Here is a 16,110-nt window from a genome sequence, read left to right on the forward strand (position 1 = left end):
ACCTATGGAACAGCAATTCATTTCAGAGCTTCCTGCGAACATTGTTTTCTCTGCCGGAAGCGTAAAGTCTAAAAGTCCATCGAATATCGCATTGATAAAATATTGGGGAAAAAGGGAGAATCAGATTCCGACCAATGCATCCATCAGTTATACACTAACCAATAGTTATACCGAAACAGAACTGAAATTTGAACCAAAATCAGGTAACGATTTTGATGTGAAAGTGTTTTTAGACAAAAATTTACAGACCAATTTCGCACCAAAAATCATTCAGTTTTTCGAGCGCATAGAGGCATACATGCCTTTCTTACGAAGATTCAGATTCGAAGTACATACGCACAATTCATTTCCCCATAGCTCGGGTATCGCCTCTTCGGCATCCGGTATGAGTGCTATGGCCAATTGTTTAATAAAAATGGAGAAACTTCTAGGTAGTTCTCTCAATGAAGAGCAAGCCCATAGAAAAGCCTCTTTTTTGGCACGTTTAGGCTCTGGGAGTGCTTGTCGGTCTACTTATAAAGGATTGGTTGTTTGGGGAGAAAATAAGGCCTTGCCCAATAGCTCTAATCTTTATGCTATAAAATATCCCAACCAGCAGATTCACTCGGTTTTTATACATTTTCACGATACGATTTTGTTGATCCATGAAGGAGAAAAATCAGTATCTTCTACAGTAGGGCATCAGTTGATGGATAGGCATCCATACGCAGAAAAAAGATTCATAGAGGCCAATAAAAATCTCGAAAAACTCTTGCCAATTCTCAAAAATGGAGATGTATTTGCTTTTGGTAAGATGGTCGAGCACGAGGCACTAACTTTGCATGCGATGATGATGACATCTGATCCTGCTTTTATGCTGATGAAACCTCAAACTGTTGCAGCAATTGATTCGATTTGGGCTTACAGAAAAAAAACTGGCAATCCTCTGTTTTTTACCCTAGATGCTGGTGCAAATATCCATTTGCTTTATCCTGATGATATTGCCAAAGAAGTACACGAATTTATAAAAAATGAGCTGAAGCAATTTTGTGAAAAAGGTAATTATATCCACGACCAGGTAAATTTTTAAGTCAAATTATAAAGAATACAATCCATAAAAAAGCTCAAAAAATAGAGCTTTTTTTTATGAATAGTGGTTAAGGGAAATCAATACATTTCATTAATTTCGGAACGTAAACTATCTTCCCATTTTGGGATTTTCAAACCATAAACTTGTTTAATTTTTGTTTTATCCAATAAACTAAAGGCTGGCCTTTTAGCTGCCGTAGGATAATCCTTGGTTGCAATGGGATGAATTTCTATTGATGAATTGGTGTATTTTTTTATGGCTTGAGCAAAATCATACCAAGAACATTCACCTTCGTTAGAATAATGAAAAACACCATATTGTGGCACATCACTTTCGATTATTTGCACTAGGGCTTTTGCCAAGTCTATTGCATTGGTTGGCGAGCCGATTTGGTCATTGATTACATTGATTTCTTTTTTCTGTTCGAATAAACGCAGCATTGTTTTGACGAAATTATTTCCGAATCTAGAATACAACCATGCAGTTCTAATGATGATGGTTTTTGGGTTCGTTTGCAAAGCTAATTGCTCTCCTGCTAATTTTGTTTTACCATAAATATTTTGTGGGTCACATGGGTCATCTTCTTTTTGCGGATGATTATCGTTACCCGAAAAAACATAATCGGTTGATAGATGGAGGAGGGGAATATTTTGTCTTTTGGTAACTCTGGCAAGATTTTCTACACCAAGAGCATTTACAGCATAGGCCTTTTTTTCTTCACTTTCTGCTAAATCTACCGCAGTATAGGCGGCTGTATTGATAACACCATTGTATATATTTTTATCAAAATGATGCAAAAGATTTGTACGATTAGTGATGTCTAACTCATTGGCGGTCTTGAAAATAAATTGAATTTTCTTGGTCGATTTTTCTATACTTTCTATGGCTTGTGCTAGTTGTCCGTTTGCTCCAGTTACTAAAATCTTTTTCATAGATGATGATGATTGTTAAAGTCAAGAAAACGTTGTGCTGCTTGGTCTTTTTCAGATAGAATCATGTCTTCTGTTGGTATTTGCCAGTCAATACCCAAATCTATGTCGAGAGGATACACTCCATTTTCTGAGTCTTTATGATAGAATTGATCGCATTTATAAAAGAACGTTGCACGCTCACTCAAAACAGAAAACCCATGCAAGAAACCTTTTGGTATAAATAGTTGTCGATTGTTTTCGGACGAAAGTTCTATGCTAAAACTTTTCCCATAGGTGGTAGAATTCTTGCGTACATCGACCACGACGTCCAGTACTTTGCCTTCGAGAACACGAACGAGTTTTGCTTGTGCATGTTCTCCTTGTTGTAGATGAAGTCCACGGACTACTCCATAGGTCGACTGCGATTGGTTGTCTTGTACAAAATGAGGACGAAAACCAAGAATTTCATTTAGTATATTTTCATTAAACGATTCGAAAAAATATCCTCTTTTATCTTGGTAAACGGTTGGTTCGATTATGAAACAACCTTTGAGGTAGGTTTCTGTTGCATTCATAAATAAAAAAAGCCACTAAATTAGTGGCTCAAATGTAAGGTTTATTTTTTTATTTTATTTTCAATTCTGTTTTCACGTCATTAAACAAGTCGTATCCACCACCTGTGTAGATTGCCATGTTTTCTGGTAAAACATATTTGATGTTTTTTCTTTTCGCTACTGCATCGATTGCCATTTTTACTTTGTTGTAAATTGGCTCGAACAAAGATTTTTCTTTTTCTAACATTTCTTTTTGTGCAGCTTCACGGTAAGTTTGCAATTTTTGTTGGATTGCTTGTTCTTGCTCTTGGTATTTTTTCTCAATGATGATTTTTTGTACTTCTTCTTGAGATTTTCCTTGCAAATCTTTTTGTGCTTGTTCCATTAAAGCTTTATAAGAAACTTCGATTTTTTCTATTTCGCCTTGGTGTTTTTTACCTAAAGCTTCATAGTCATCATTTGCTTTTTTATATTCTGGCATTGCATCGTAAACTTTATTAAAATCGATATGCGCAATGTCTTGAGCAAAGGTTAGGATGCTACCAAAAACAAACATGGTTAATAGAGCGATAAATTTCAAGTTTTTCATATTCATAAATTAAATGTATTAAACGTATAATGCTTTTTCGGGTTTATATTTTTTTCTATCTTCTTTTTCCTGAACGGTTGTTGTTATTATTTTTTGGGTTAGTTGTTGTGTTTTGTTGTGTTTTTACATTGTAGACTTCTGGCACCAAAATTTTCAGAACTTCTCTACTGATATCGAATTTAGGGTCAGTGTAGATCATAATCAAATCACTTCCTTTATCAAAAACAAAGCTATAATTTAATCGGTCTGCGACTTGTTTGGTTGCGTTGTAAATCTGATCCTGGATTGGTTTTACCAAACTTTTACGCAAGTTGATCAAATCTCCTGTAGGGCCATAACGTTTGTCTTGCAAAGAACGAATAGCTGCGAGCTCATCATCTATTTTCTTTTGTTCGGCTTTCACTTGTTCGTCGGTCAATAGAATTTTTTCTGCTTCGAATTCTGCCTGAAGCTTTGCTACGGCTTCCTTCTTTAGTTCGATTTCCTTCTGCCATGCGTCGGTTTGTCTCTGAAGATTGGTTTGTGCATTGGTATAGGCAGGGAAATTATTCAATATAAATTCTGTGTCGACATAGCAAAAGCGTTGTGCAAAGCTTTCCTTGGTAAGCCCGAGAAATATCAGCAATAAAAAAATCCACTTTTTCATAATATGTGTTTTGTTATTTCGAAAACTATGCCAAACAATTGGTTTTTTCTTTGTGCGAAAATAATAAAATTAAAAAGATTGTCCAATAATAAAATGTGTTTGCCAACCCGATGGTTCGATGGCGCCTATAGCTTTGTCGAATCCATACCCAAAATCGAATCCGAGCATACCAAAAGCAGGCATAAAAACGCGTACACCTATACCAGCAGAACGGCGTAGTTCGAATGGTTTGTACTCGCGAGCATTTTCCCATGTGTTACCAGCTTCGGCAAAAGCCAAGGCAAAAATGTTGGCAGTTTGACTCATTGTGATTGGGTAGCGCAACTCGAATAGGAATTTGTTATAAATGGCTCCACCTCCTTCTGGTGTAATGTCTTCATTTACACGTCCTCCTGAATTGGTAGAATCTTCGTACCCGCGTAATGGAATGATTTCTCGACCATCGAAGCGTTGTTGCATCAGTCCGGTTCCTCCGATATAGAAACGCTCGAACGGAATGGTCCCAATGTCGTGGTTATACGATCCTAAATATCCAAACTCTGCTCCCAAACGTCCAACTAATTTGCCGATTAGTTCTTTGTACCAGTTTCCTTTCACTTTGATTTTGTAATACTCTAACCATTCGATTTTTTCTTGCGGGCTTAGTTTTTTATAATCTTTGTTGTTTACCAAAGAGTAAGGGAAAGTCATGGTTGCATTGACGCTAAAGTCTGATCCTCCTTGTGGGAAAATCTGGTTCGGACCTGCTGAATTACGCGAGAGTCCAATGGTATAATTTATATTGTTCGATTTTCCATTCGAGTAGTTAATATTTCCCGCAGTAAATAGGTTGTAGTTTTCATAGTCATACTGTTGGAATGATATGGAGTGGCTTAGACGGAAATAATCATCAGGCCAAGTGAGTAATTTACTCATACCAACACTTCCTCCTATAATGTTTAGTTTTATACGCTCATTATGGTTGTCACGATAGTTGTAGCGTGAATAATAGAACGAGGTAGAAAGGGATGTAGGACGTTTTCCTCCGATCCATGGTTCTACAAACGAAAAACTATAGTTTTGGTAACCATAACCGGCTTGTGCACGTATCGATAATTGTTGGCCGTCTCCTAAAGGAACAGGTTTCCATGCCTTTCGATTGAAAATATTTCCGATAGAAAAATTCCCGAAAGTCAAACCTAAAGTTCCGATAAAGGTTCCTCCACCGTATCCTCCTTGTAACTCTACTTGAGACGAAGATTTTGGTGCTACTTTCCAATTGATATCGACCGTGTTGTTCTCGAAATTTGGTTGTACATCTGGTACAATTTGCGTTGGCTCTAAATAACTTGTAGCGGCTAACTCGTACATAGTACGTTTGATATTCGACTTAGAGAACAAATCTCCTGGTTGTGTACGTAGCTCTCGGTACAGAATATGATCGTGTGCTTCTGTATTTCCCGAAATTGTTACTCGGTTGATGGTTGCTTGTGTTCCTTCATTGATTTTTATCTCTAGATCGATGACGTCATCTTGGATATTTTTTTCTATCGGTATTACACTGGCAAAGAGATAACCATCGTCCATGTATAGGGTTTTGATATCATCATCTTTTTCAGATCCAGTTACTTTTTTGTTGATACCAACTGCATCATATCGATCGCCTGTTTTGTAAGAAAATACTCGAGCCAATTGTTCGGAAGTAAAAACAGAGTTCCCGGCAAAAGTGATGTTCCCCAAATAATAAGGCTTTCCTTCGTCTACCTTGATGTGAATTATCACTCTATCGTCAGAAATTTTCTCGATACGATCAGAAATAATTTTTGCGTCGCGAAAACCAACAGATTTGTATTTCTCTACCACTTTTTTCAGGTCATCTTGATATTTTTCATCAATCAATTTAGAGGGTTTGAAGAAGTTGATCGATTTACGCTTCGTATCCTTCATTGCTTTACGTAATTTTGCGTCCGAAAGTTCATGATTGCCTTCGAAAACAATGTCTTTGATTTTCACGCGTGGCCCTCGATCTACTTTTATATCAAGATTTTCTTTGTCTCCGTCTGTTTTGATGCGGTTGATCGTAATGACAGGTTCTGGAAATCCTTTTTGTACGTAATATTCTTTGATGTTGTTTCGGGTCTGATTTAATAGGTTATTGGTAATTTTTACACCAGGATCGAGTTTGTTTTTTTTGATAACCTCATCGCGTTGTGACTTCTTTATACCGCTTATATTAATTGCCTCTAATTCGGGTAAACCGAGTAAGTTGAGTTCTAAAATTACTTCGTTTCCTTGAACAGAACTTACATAGACATTGATGTCAGAGAACATTTTAGAACGCCATAGTTTTTTTACGGCATTGTTTATTTTGGTTCCTGGAATTTCTATTTCATCTCCCAAAGAAAATCCCGCAAAACGCAAGATTTGATTTTTAGAAAATTTTGTGTCGCCTGTCAACTGTACATCTTTTAGGATGAACGTGCGGACATTATTTAAATTACTAAAATCCTGTGGTGTAACGGTAGTTTGTTCTACTGCAGTAGGAATACTGTCGTTTACTTGTGCATTTACTACAGTTAGGTAAGCTCCTAACATCCACATAGACCATGTTATTTTTCTCATACTTCTGTACTTCTAGAAAACTAGATTAATTGTTCACTTGTTTTGCCAAATCTTCTTTCTCTCCCTTGATAGTTGAGCACTGCTTCGTACAAATTCTCATGGGTAAAGTCGGGCCAAAGTGTATCGGTAAAATACAGTTCGGCATAGGCTATCTGCCATAGTAAGAAATTACTTATTCGTTCTTCGCCACTTGTTCTTATCATTAGATCGACCATAGGTAAATGGCGCGTATAAAGATGTTGTTCGAATAATTGTTCGTCAATTTCTTCTAGGCTAATTTCTCCGTTTTTATAGGATTGAGCGATTGATTTGGTTGCTGATAATATTTCTTCTTTCGATCCGTAACTCAAAGCCAAAGTTAGGGTAGAACCAGTGTTGTTTTGGGTGAGTTCGAGACCTTTTTTCAATTCTTTTAAGGTAGCTTGGGGTAAGCGTTCTACATTTCCAATGACGTTGAGACGAACATTGTTTTGGTGTAGTTCTTTGATTTCTTTCTGGATAGTTTGGGCTAAGAGAGTCATCAATAAACTAACTTCTAGTTTAGGACGATTCCAATTCTCAGAGGAAAATGCATAAAGCGTAAGGTAAGGGATGCCCAGTTCACGGCAAGCTTCTATTGCCGCCCGTACTGCTTTCAAGGCATTTTTATGTCCGAAAGTTCTTTCGTGTCCTGTTTTTTTTGCCCAACGACCATTCCCATCCATTATAATGGCAATGTGTTGCGGAACTCGCTTTCGGTCTATTTGATCTATTTTGCTCTCCATTTTTTTATTAATCACAGTAACATGGTGGTCTTCCGAACGCATACGTAAGGCTTAACCCCGAGAAAACATACCAATCGGTGTTAGAGATGTTGCCAATTCGTTGGTAATCTAAATATTTTGTGGCATCTACTTCTTCTCTCAAATTACCATTCTGATCATACAAATTACGGTTAAATGTGTATTCACTATAATCTAACTTATCGCTGTTTGTATAGCGGAAACCAACCTCGGCAGCAAGAACCCAATTGTAATTAAATTTTATTTTATACCCGACACCTATCGGAAGTGAAAAGTTGGCAGCAGATTTTTTGCGAACATCAATTCCTCTTGGATCGACTACGTTTCCTTGACTGTCCTTTATGTCGGTTTCTCTAAAAAATACTTCTCTTTCACGAGACATAAAACCAGCAATCCCGGCAAAGATAAAAGGAGAATGTGCATTTCCCTCATCATTGATCGGAAAAAAATTATATTCGAACAACAACGATCCTTCTGTTATGTTGTTTTTGAAAAATTTTTTTCGGTTTCTTTTGTATAATTGATTAGAGTTTTGATCATGATTATTTACCTGAGAATGATAAAAGCCTAATCGTACGCCCATATAGGGATTAAAATTGAATCGATAAATAAGCCCTGCAATATAAGGAATGTTTATTTTCCCGCTTTCTAAGCGATTCGGGATTGGGTTTACATAACTCTCACTTCCTATGTCGGAGATGAGGTTTGCACCTCCTAGAAAACCTCCTAATTCGTGCCGCTGTGCTAGCAACGACGTGGCATTGACCAATAATAAAAGTGCAAGAAAATAGTTCTTCATAATGACCATAATATAATAAGTCGCTGCTTATACTTTTCAATTTAACGAACAAATATAAACAAAACTGATTTCAACCTAATTGATTTAACAAAAATTAAGAAGAATTATTGTAATTAATTTCTTTTGTCCGATCCCCACAGAAGTTTTTCTCGTAGTGTATTGAAGTAATTTATCTCATTCGTTTCTACTATATAGACATAGAAGTTTGCTTTTTTCACTCGGATTTCTACCTCGGTAGACAGAGCTAAATTGCGAGAGTCCAGCGATAAAAAATATTCATTGGCACGGCTGTTTACTTTCAGGTCTATACAAGCTTCATCATCTACAATGAGTGGCCGCACATTTAAGTTGTGCGGTGCAATCGGTGTTATGATAAAATTTTCGGTCGATGGATGTACAATCGGGCCTCCACAACTCAACGAATATCCGGTTGAACCTGTTGGGGTAGAAATAATGAGACCATCGGCCCAAAAAGAATTTAGGTATTCTCCATCCAACCAAGAATCTACCGTAATCATACTGGTTGTTTCTCGTCGGGTAACTGTAATTTCATTCAGAGCAAATTTGTCGACTAAATCTAATTCGCTATTAGAAGAAATACTCAATAAAGTTCTCGGAACCAATTTGTATTGATCATTGAAAATGTTTTCTAACTGATCGATAAAATAATTTTTATTGATTGTCGCCAAAAATCCTAATCGACCCGTATTTACACCAACAATCGGAATTCCACTGTCTTTGATATACGAAATTGCATTGAGAATTGTTCCATCTCCTCCAAACGTAAAAATAAATTTAGAGGTTTTGTCTAAGGTCTCGAAACTGTCGAAAGTTTCTATTGCCGACAAATCAAAGTTGGTATATTCTCCTAAGATTTGCTTAAATTTTTCTTCGATACAAAACTCAACCTGCTGATCCGTCAAGAAACGTAAAAATGGATCGATAATGTCGTGTAAAGAAGTACTTGTTTTTTGCCCAAATAATGCAACTTTCATGCGATAAATTAAGGGTTGATAAATTTGATTAATTGATTGTAACGATCGTTCAAGAGTTCGGTTTTTTCATCATTGTAGTATTTCTGAACTACCTGATAACCAAATCGCTCAAAGGTTTCTCCTATCGATAAAATATTTTCAGATCGCACTTTGATCAAGACTTTGGTATGATCTTCTACTTGTCGTAAAATTAACGAACCGAGTAATTTGCTGTTATGCGACTCGACAATATTTGCAATAGAAGTCATAGATAAATCGGTAGTTGCAATCGATAAAAGCATCGTTGCGCCAAAATCATCGATAAATGGTGTTGAGGCAAAAAGATCTATTATATCATTTTGTAAAATAGCCCCTAAATATCGTTCATCTGTATCAAAAACAGGAACCATGTTTGTATGGTAATGATGCATCATGCGTAAAGCATCTAGGACTGTTTGCTCATTGGTTACCATGAATTTTTGAACATAATCTGTACAAATAAAATTTTCCATCTCTAGACCGTCAACCAAATCTTCTTCAGAGAGATTGCCGATAAATTGTAGATTTTCGAACATAGGAAGATGCGTAACGCGTTGCTCATGCATCAGACGTAAGAGTTCTTGCGGTGATTGTTTACGTTTTCCTGGTATAAAATCTTTGTGTATATATTCGGCCGTGTACATAATTGCAAAGGTAGTTATTTTAATTGTACTCTCACTTTTTTTGGTAAGCCATTCAATACGCAATTATACGAATGGTCAATCAAAGAAAGAAGCAGTGCATCGTTGTCCAGCTCTTCGGGGCAAACTGTATTCCAGTGCTTCTTATTCATATGAAAACCAGGTGTAATGGCAGAAAATTCTTCTCGCAACTCTATCGCATAGTTAGGATCACACTTCAGATTAATCCGATAAGGTAGTGCATCCAGAGCAGTAAGACAAAAAATTTTGTTTGCTAAACGAAAAACCAAAATATTTTTATCAAAAGGGAAGTCTTCTGTAACAAAAGGTTTGCTAAGACAATAGTTGCGCACTTCTTCTATATTCATCTTGGATTGCTTTTTGCATACAATGGTAAAGAAATTATTTGTAATTTTGTATAGAATTTCAATTGCCTATGAAAAGCCCTTTGTTTTACGCGAAAATATTACTCTTCGGAGAGTACGGAATCATCGAAAACTCAAAAGGTTTAACGATTCCTTTTAATGATTATAAGGGTGTATTAAAATTCGATAAAAACGAATTTTCTTCAGAATCGAATCTACATTTGAAGAAATTTGCAACCTACTTACACGAAAACTTCCCGAAAGACTTTCGTACCCAACAATTTATGTCTGATGTAGAAGCAGGCATGTATTTTCATTCAGATATTCCGCAAGGATACGGCGTAGGAAGTTCGGGCGCTTTGGTAGCTGCAATTTATGATCAATATGCGATCGAAAAAATAGATGTCGAGCAAGAAATTACCAAAGAAAAAATAGCCCAACTCAAAAAGCTTTTTTCTCAAATGGAAAGTTTTTTTCATGGAACAAGCTCAGGGATTGATCCATTGATTTGTTATATGAAAATTCCCTTACTCATCCAGTCCAAAGACGACATTTCCACGGTAGGATTACCAGCAGAGAAAGAAGGAAAAGGGGCAATATTTTTAATCAATTCCGGAGCACCTGGCGAGACTGCACCTATGGTTCAGTTATTTTTTGAAAAGCTGAAAAATGAAGGATTTAGAAAAACCTTGCGCGAAGAGTTTATTAATTACAATAATGCGTGTATTGATGATTTTGTGAAAGGAGAGTTTAAGCCTCTTTTTGCAAATTTAAAAAAACTATCATCTTGGGCATTTGAACATTTCCGTCCCATGATTCCTGCCAAATTAGTTGATGCTTGGAAAAAAGGAATCGATACCAACTCTTATTACCTCAAATTATGTGGATCGGGTGGGGGTGGTTATGTTTTGGGTTTCACCGAAGACTATGCGATCGTTGAAGAGCAATTAAAACACCTGAACCCAGAAGTTGTCTATAGATTTTAGCTATTGCCCAATGAAGGAGGTTCTAATAAAAACCTTTGCTTTACTCAATGTAGTTCGCGTGTATAACCTCATGGTTTTGGCATTAGCACAATATTTGGCAGCCCTTTTTGTTTTTGCACCCAATCAATCGCATAGAGAAATCATCCTCGATCCAATATTCAATGCCATTGTTTTTGCATCCACACTTAGTGCTGCAGCAGGCTACATCATCAATAACTTTTACGATCTAGAGAAAGATGCTATCAAACGGCCTTTATTGGCTTATCTCAACCGAAAAGTATCGCAAGGTTTCAAGCTTCGTTTGTATATTTTCCTCAATTCCTTAGCTCTTTTGCTTGCATTTTACGTCTCGTGGCGAGTTTTATTGTTTTTTGTGGGGTATCAGTTTCTTGTTTGGATTTACAGTCATCGAATCAATAAAATTGTATTCCTAAAAAACCTATTTTCTGTCATATTACGGGTTTTCCCATTTTTTGCATTGCTATTATACTTCGAAAATTATCATTTAAATGTCTTTGTTCATGCAGGCTTTCTGACGGTTTTGTTGATGATAACCGATTTATTAAAAGACCTGAGTTCGCAAAAAGCAGATGCCATTTATGGATACAATACTTTGCCAATAGTTTATGGAGAAAAAAGAACCAAAACAATTTTACAACTTCTTTCTTTATCAGCAATTTGTTTAGCAATTTTTTTGGTAGTTTCCTATTCTTTGGGTAGTATGCAATACTTTTTTTATGCCTGTATATTTATTCTGTTAGGCTTTATTTTCAGGATCGGCAGGATAAACTCTATCCGCTATTATCAGGCCATGCATTTATTTTTTAAGGCGATTATCGTAACGGGCGTCATAAGTATTATATTCATCTAAATAAAACTCGTAAATTTGCAGCAGATGGTTTGTCCGCAGGATGGAAAACTGTCCTAATAAATTACGAGATATGAATCAACGAGGAAATAATCGTTCGTCTAAGAACAAACCCCAAAACACCAATCCAAAAGCGCGAAATAATCGCAAATCGGCAGAAGATCGTACGTCTAAAAATTATAAAGGAAAACCAGCGTACAACGTGTACAACAAAGACCGCTTCAATAAAAAACTGAAACCTGCACCAAAAGATGACGGTACAATACGTCTCAATAAATATATCGCAAATGCCGGTATATCATCTCGTCGAGAAGCAGATGAACTTATTTTGACAGGCGTAGTAACCGTAAACGGTAAAGTAATAACCGAAATGGGATACAAAGTGCAGCCGACAGACGAAGTGCGTTTTGATGGAAAGAAAATTTCGGCAGAGAAAAACGTATATTTTATTCTCAATAAACCAAAAGGTTATATCACTACGACGAAAGATGAAAAGAATCGTCAGACGGTTCTAGACTTGATGGAAGGTGCAACTACAGCAAGAATCTTTCCGGTAGGACGATTAGATAGACAAACAACTGGAGTTTTACTTTTTACAAACGATGGTTTTCTTACCAAAAAGTTAACACACCCGAGCCATGATGTGAAAAAAGTGTACCATGTGACATTAGACAGAAAGCTTTCTTCGCATGATATGGCTGAAATACGTAAGGGAATTCGCCTAATCCCAGAAGGAGTGGCTACAGTCGACGAGGTGAGCTTTATCGATGGGCGACCTCATAATGAAATAGGATTAGAGTTGCATATTGGCTGGAATCGAGTTGTGCGAAGAATATTCGAAAGTTTAGGCTATCAGGTAGAAAAATTAGATCGCGTATCTTTTGCTGGCCTAACAAAATCTAAACTAAGACAAGGTCAATACCGAGCTTTAACACCCCAAGAAGTAAATTTCTTGAAAATGGTCTAGATAATATTAAGCCTCTAAATGTTTTAATCTTCAAAAACTTCGAAAAATATTTCGGAGTTTTTTGGGGAAATTATGCAACAATAATTTATTGATGAAACTATCATAACGTATTTTATTCATAAACAAAAAAACCACTTCGTTAGAAGTGGTTTTTTTGTTTATGACTTTGTTTTTAGTTTACTGGTTCAACAGAAACATATGATCTGTTATCACGTTTTTTAGTAAAAACAACTTTTCCATCAACAAGTGCAAATAAGGTATGATCTTTACCAATTCCTACATTGTTTCCTGGGTGGTGTTTAGTTCCTCTTTGACGAACAATAATGTTACCAGCAATTGCTGATTGTCCACCAAAAATCTTAACACCTAAACGTTTCGATTCTGACTCGCGACCGTTTTTCGAACTACCGACTCCTTTCTTATGTGCCATTTCTAGTTACTTTTTAGGGTTAATACTTAAAATTATTCAGCAGCTTCTTTTTCTGCTTTTTTCGCTGTTTTCTTTGCAGCTTTTGCACCACCAATTGCAGTTACTTCTATTTTGGTAAATTGTTGACGGTGTCCGTTTCTTTTTTGGTAACCTTTTCTTCTTTTCTTTTTGAAGATGATTACTTTGTCTCCTTTTACGTGCTCAACGATTTTAGCAGTAATACTAACTCCGTCTATAACTGGGGCGCCAACTTCGATAGTCCCGTTGTCGGTTAATAACACGCGATCGAATGTAACTTCGTCACCTGCTTCACCTTTCAAGCGGTTTACGAACAATTGTTGGTCTTTTTCAACTTTGTATTGAAGCCCTGCTATCTCTACAATTGCGTACATGTTAAAAAAATATTGGTTAATAAAATTGGATGCAAATATAAGATGTTTTTGTTCGTTTGCCAAATATATTTCAAGAATTATAAAATAAAATCATGTTTTTGATTTTAGGGTTATTTAGAAAAAATAAAAATAAGTAACTTTGCACCAAGATTTTGAACTATGCAATTTTCACTCAAAGATTTAAAAGTAGGAGATAAAGGTAGAATTAAGATTGATGACAACTTGGATATAGCGCCAAAATATATAGAATTAGGCTTAACACCAGGAGCAATAATCGAAGTGAAATCTAAAGCGCCTTTAGGAGGTCTTATTAGTGTAAAACTATTAAAAAACAATGTGCTGTTGGCACTGAGAAAAGCAGAGGCTCATACATTATTGATTGAAAAAATCTAGGAACCCATCATGAAGAAAATAGCACTTGTAGGAAATCCGAATGTCGGGAAAACATCCTTATTCAATCAATTAACACAATTAAGACATAAGGTAGGGAATTATCCGGGTGTAACGGTAAGTAAACGAGAAGGAAAAATAACGTATAAAGGAGAAACCTTCCGATTGATTGATTTACCCGGAACGTATAGCTTGTATCCCAATTCGTTTGACGAGCAAATTGTATTTAATATCCTGAATAACAAAAATCATCCAGATTATCCTGACTTGGCAATTGTTATAGGAGAACCTTCTAACCTGAAACGGTCAATAATCCTTTATCAACAGGTAAGAGAATTAGGTGTACCTGCGATTTTTGTCATTAATATGATTGATGAGTTGAACTTGAAAGGTGCCGAAATCGATTTAGAAAAACTAGAAGCTTATCTCGATACAAAAGTCATTACAACCAATGCACGTGAGGGTGAGGGATTGATAGAGTTGAAAGAAGCTTTGCATTATCAACCCGCCAAAGCAAAACATCATTTTCTTCTACCAGAAGAAACAAAACAAACAATAGAAGAGGTGAAATCAACTTTTCAGCTCGAAAATGATTATTTGGCTTGGCATTATCTGGCACAAAAAAATATTCCAGAGCTTAGCCGAGATCAACAACATAGAATAGACGATATTCGTAGAGAGAACAACTTTATTTACAAGCGATTGCAAGTAAAGGAAATTGTAGAAAGAAATCGAGAGCTCGATCAAGCACTCGACGAAATTGTAAATTACCATGTGCAAACATCGCTTACCACCACCGAAAAAATAGATAAAATATTAATGCATCCTATATTGGGTTACTTATTCTTTTTCTTGGTGATGTTTTTGATGTTTCAGACCGTTTATTTTTGGGCAACCCCTATTATGGATACGATAGATGAAGGGTTTGCTTGGCTAATTTCATGGTTATCAGATGTTTTGCCAACAGGTCCTTTTTCTGATTTGGTAGCGAATGGTTTCGTAGCGGGAATTGGAGGAATCTTGATTTTTATTCCACAAATCATGTTACTATTCTTTCTGATCGCCATAATGGAAGAAACCGGTTACATGAGTAGAATTGTTTACCTATCAGATCGTTTCTTAAAACCTTTTGGGCTGAGTGGGAAAAGTGTAGTGCCTTTGGTCTCTGGTGTTGCATGCGCTGTCCCTGCGGTGATGTCGGCAAGAAACATAGAAAACACAAAAGAAAGACTACTTACGATGTTAGTAACACCGTTTATGACGTGTTCTGCTCGTTTGCCTATTTATCTTATTATAATAGAATTAGTGATTCCGGCAGAGAAAATAGGCTGGTTCGATTACCGAGGAATTACACTTTTTGTAATGTATCTTTTAGGAGTAGTAGGAGCATTAGGAAGTTCATTTATCCTTAATAAAATTATTACAACAACCCATCGTTCTTTCTTTGCAATCGAATTACCAAACTATAAAATGCCCGATTGGAGAAATGTTTTCACAAGCGTATACGAAAGTGTCTCAGGCTTTGTAATCGATGCCGGAAAAATTATTTTATCCATGGCGGTTATTTTATGGGTAATGTCGAATTTCAGCTTCAAAAAAGACTTCTATCATGCAGAAGAAGTAGTGCAAGCGGCTCATCCTACCATAAGCGGTGAAGAATTAGAACGAGAAATAAAAAGCTTTCAGGTGACCCACTCTATCCTAGGACAATTGGGACACTTTATAGAACCTGCGATTAGGCCTTTAGGGTATGATTGGAAGATGGGAATCGGTTTGATTTCTTCTTTTGCAGCACGCGAAGTTTTTGTAGGTACAATGGCAATGGTTTATAGTATGAACGAAGATTTCGAGGACGAAGAACAAAAAATAACTTTGTTGCAAAGAATGAAAAGCGAGATCAATCACAATACAGGGAAACCTGCTTATAATATAGCTTCTGGTGCTTCTTTACTTTTGTTTTATGCTTTTGCAATGCAGTGTATGAGTACAATTGCAATTGTGAAGAAAGAAACCGGCTCTTGGAAATGGACCCTGTTTCAAGCTGGGCTTATGACAAGTATTGCATACATCTTGGCATTGATTGCCTATCAGCTATTGAAATAATTTA

Annotated in this window: 18 protein-coding genes; 6 read left to right on the plus strand and 12 right to left on the minus strand. The window is 36.3% G+C overall.

Going from position 1 to position 16,110, the window contains the following annotated elements; genetic code table 11:
• The first annotated feature begins 4 nt into the window (after positions 1–4).
• Positions 5–1,069: a diphosphomevalonate decarboxylase gene (locus WEEVI_RS05680; RefSeq protein ID WP_013598201.1), complete on the plus strand. Its 1,065-nt coding sequence runs from the start codon at positions 5–7 to the stop codon at positions 1,067–1,069.
• 77 nt (positions 1,070–1,146) lie between these two features.
• Here the strand turns inward: WEEVI_RS05680 and rfbD are convergent, their stop codons facing one another.
• The 10 genes from rfbD to WEEVI_RS05730 form a co-directional block, all read right to left on the minus strand.
• Positions 1,147–2,001 carry a dTDP-4-dehydrorhamnose reductase gene (rfbD, locus tag WEEVI_RS05685; protein ID WP_013598202.1) on the minus strand — a complete coding sequence of 285 codons (855 nt, stop codon included), beginning with the start codon at positions 1,999–2,001 and terminating at the stop codon, positions 1,147–1,149.
• Positions 1,998–2,555 (minus strand): dTDP-4-dehydrorhamnose 3,5-epimerase, encoded by a 558-nt coding sequence (gene rfbC / locus WEEVI_RS05690; protein ID WP_013598203.1) that lies wholly within the window; start codon positions 2,553–2,555, stop codon positions 1,998–2,000. Before rfbC ends, rfbD begins: the two co-directional genes overlap by 4 nt.
• 49 nt (positions 2,556–2,604) lie before the next feature.
• Entirely contained in the window at positions 2,605–3,129 is a 525-nt protein-coding gene (locus WEEVI_RS05695) for an OmpH/Skp family outer membrane protein (RefSeq protein ID WP_013598204.1), read from the minus strand.
• Positions 3,130–3,178: 49 nt separating this feature from the next.
• Entirely contained in the window at positions 3,179–3,769 is a 591-nt protein-coding gene (locus WEEVI_RS05700; protein WP_013598205.1) for an OmpH/Skp family outer membrane protein, read from the minus strand.
• Between the two features lie 69 nt (positions 3,770–3,838).
• Entirely contained in the window at positions 3,839–6,370 is a 2,532-nt protein-coding gene (bamA, locus tag WEEVI_RS05705; protein ID WP_232013422.1) for an outer membrane protein assembly factor BamA, read from the minus strand.
• A 20-nt stretch (positions 6,371–6,390) separates the two neighbouring features.
• Positions 6,391–7,134, minus strand: coding sequence for an undecaprenyl pyrophosphate synthase (gene uppS, locus WEEVI_RS05710; RefSeq protein ID WP_041942296.1), 744 nt, complete (start codon positions 7,132–7,134; stop codon positions 6,391–6,393).
• Positions 7,135–7,141: 7 nt separating this feature from the next.
• Complete coding sequence (porG, locus tag WEEVI_RS05715; RefSeq protein WP_070485661.1) at positions 7,142–7,951, minus strand: type IX secretion system protein PorG; 810 nt, start codon at positions 7,949–7,951, stop codon at positions 7,142–7,144.
• 113 nt (positions 7,952–8,064) lie between these two features.
• Positions 8,065–8,946, minus strand: coding sequence for an NAD kinase (locus WEEVI_RS05720; RefSeq protein ID WP_013598209.1), 882 nt, complete (start codon positions 8,944–8,946; stop codon positions 8,065–8,067).
• 8 nt (positions 8,947–8,954) lie between these two features.
• Entirely contained in the window at positions 8,955–9,608 is a 654-nt protein-coding gene (locus WEEVI_RS05725; RefSeq protein WP_013598210.1) for a CBS domain-containing protein, read from the minus strand.
• A gap of 14 nt (positions 9,609–9,622) precedes the next feature.
• A complete protein-coding gene (locus WEEVI_RS05730) occupies positions 9,623–9,973 on the minus strand; it encodes an MmcQ/YjbR family DNA-binding protein (protein ID WP_013598211.1) in 351 nt (116 codons plus the stop codon).
• 68 nt (positions 9,974–10,041) lie between these two features.
• Here WEEVI_RS05730 and WEEVI_RS05735 point away from each other — a divergent pair, with 68 nt between their 5' ends.
• From WEEVI_RS05735 to WEEVI_RS05745, 3 genes are all read left to right on the plus strand, one after another.
• Positions 10,042–10,956: a mevalonate kinase family protein gene (locus tag WEEVI_RS05735; RefSeq protein WP_013598212.1), complete on the plus strand. Its 915-nt coding sequence runs from the start codon at positions 10,042–10,044 to the stop codon at positions 10,954–10,956.
• A gap of 10 nt (positions 10,957–10,966) precedes the next feature.
• The gene (locus WEEVI_RS05740; protein WP_013598213.1) at positions 10,967–11,827 is read left to right on the plus strand and encodes a geranylgeranylglycerol-phosphate geranylgeranyltransferase; all 861 of its coding nucleotides are present in this window, start codon (positions 10,967–10,969) and stop codon (positions 11,825–11,827) included.
• Positions 11,828–11,897: 70 nt separating this feature from the next.
• Positions 11,898–12,791: a pseudouridine synthase gene (locus WEEVI_RS05745; RefSeq protein WP_013598214.1), complete on the plus strand. Its 894-nt coding sequence runs from the start codon at positions 11,898–11,900 to the stop codon at positions 12,789–12,791.
• 172 nt (positions 12,792–12,963) lie between these two features.
• Here the strand turns inward: WEEVI_RS05745 and rpmA are convergent, their stop codons facing one another.
• Positions 12,964–13,221 carry a 50S ribosomal protein L27 gene (gene rpmA / locus WEEVI_RS05750; protein ID WP_013598215.1) on the minus strand — a complete coding sequence of 86 codons (258 nt, stop codon included), beginning with the start codon at positions 13,219–13,221 and terminating at the stop codon, positions 12,964–12,966.
• A gap of 32 nt (positions 13,222–13,253) precedes the next feature.
• A complete protein-coding gene (gene rplU / locus WEEVI_RS05755; protein WP_041942100.1) occupies positions 13,254–13,613 on the minus strand; it encodes a 50S ribosomal protein L21 in 360 nt (119 codons plus the stop codon).
• Positions 13,614–13,772: 159 nt separating this feature from the next.
• Between rplU and WEEVI_RS05760 the strand changes: the two genes are divergently transcribed.
• Positions 13,773–14,006, plus strand: coding sequence for a FeoA family protein (locus WEEVI_RS05760; RefSeq protein ID WP_013598217.1), 234 nt, complete (start codon positions 13,773–13,775; stop codon positions 14,004–14,006).
• A gap of 9 nt (positions 14,007–14,015) precedes the next feature.
• Positions 14,016–16,106, plus strand: a complete 2,091-nt coding sequence (gene feoB, locus WEEVI_RS05765; protein ID WP_013598218.1) for a ferrous iron transport protein B — start codon at positions 14,016–14,018, stop codon at positions 16,104–16,106.
• Positions 16,107–16,110: the final 4 nt, after the last annotated feature.

Origin of the sequence: Weeksella virosa DSM 16922 (assembly GCF_000189415.1) — a bacterium.
In the GTDB taxonomy this organism is placed as follows: Bacteria; Bacteroidota; Bacteroidia; order Flavobacteriales; family Weeksellaceae; genus Weeksella; species Weeksella virosa.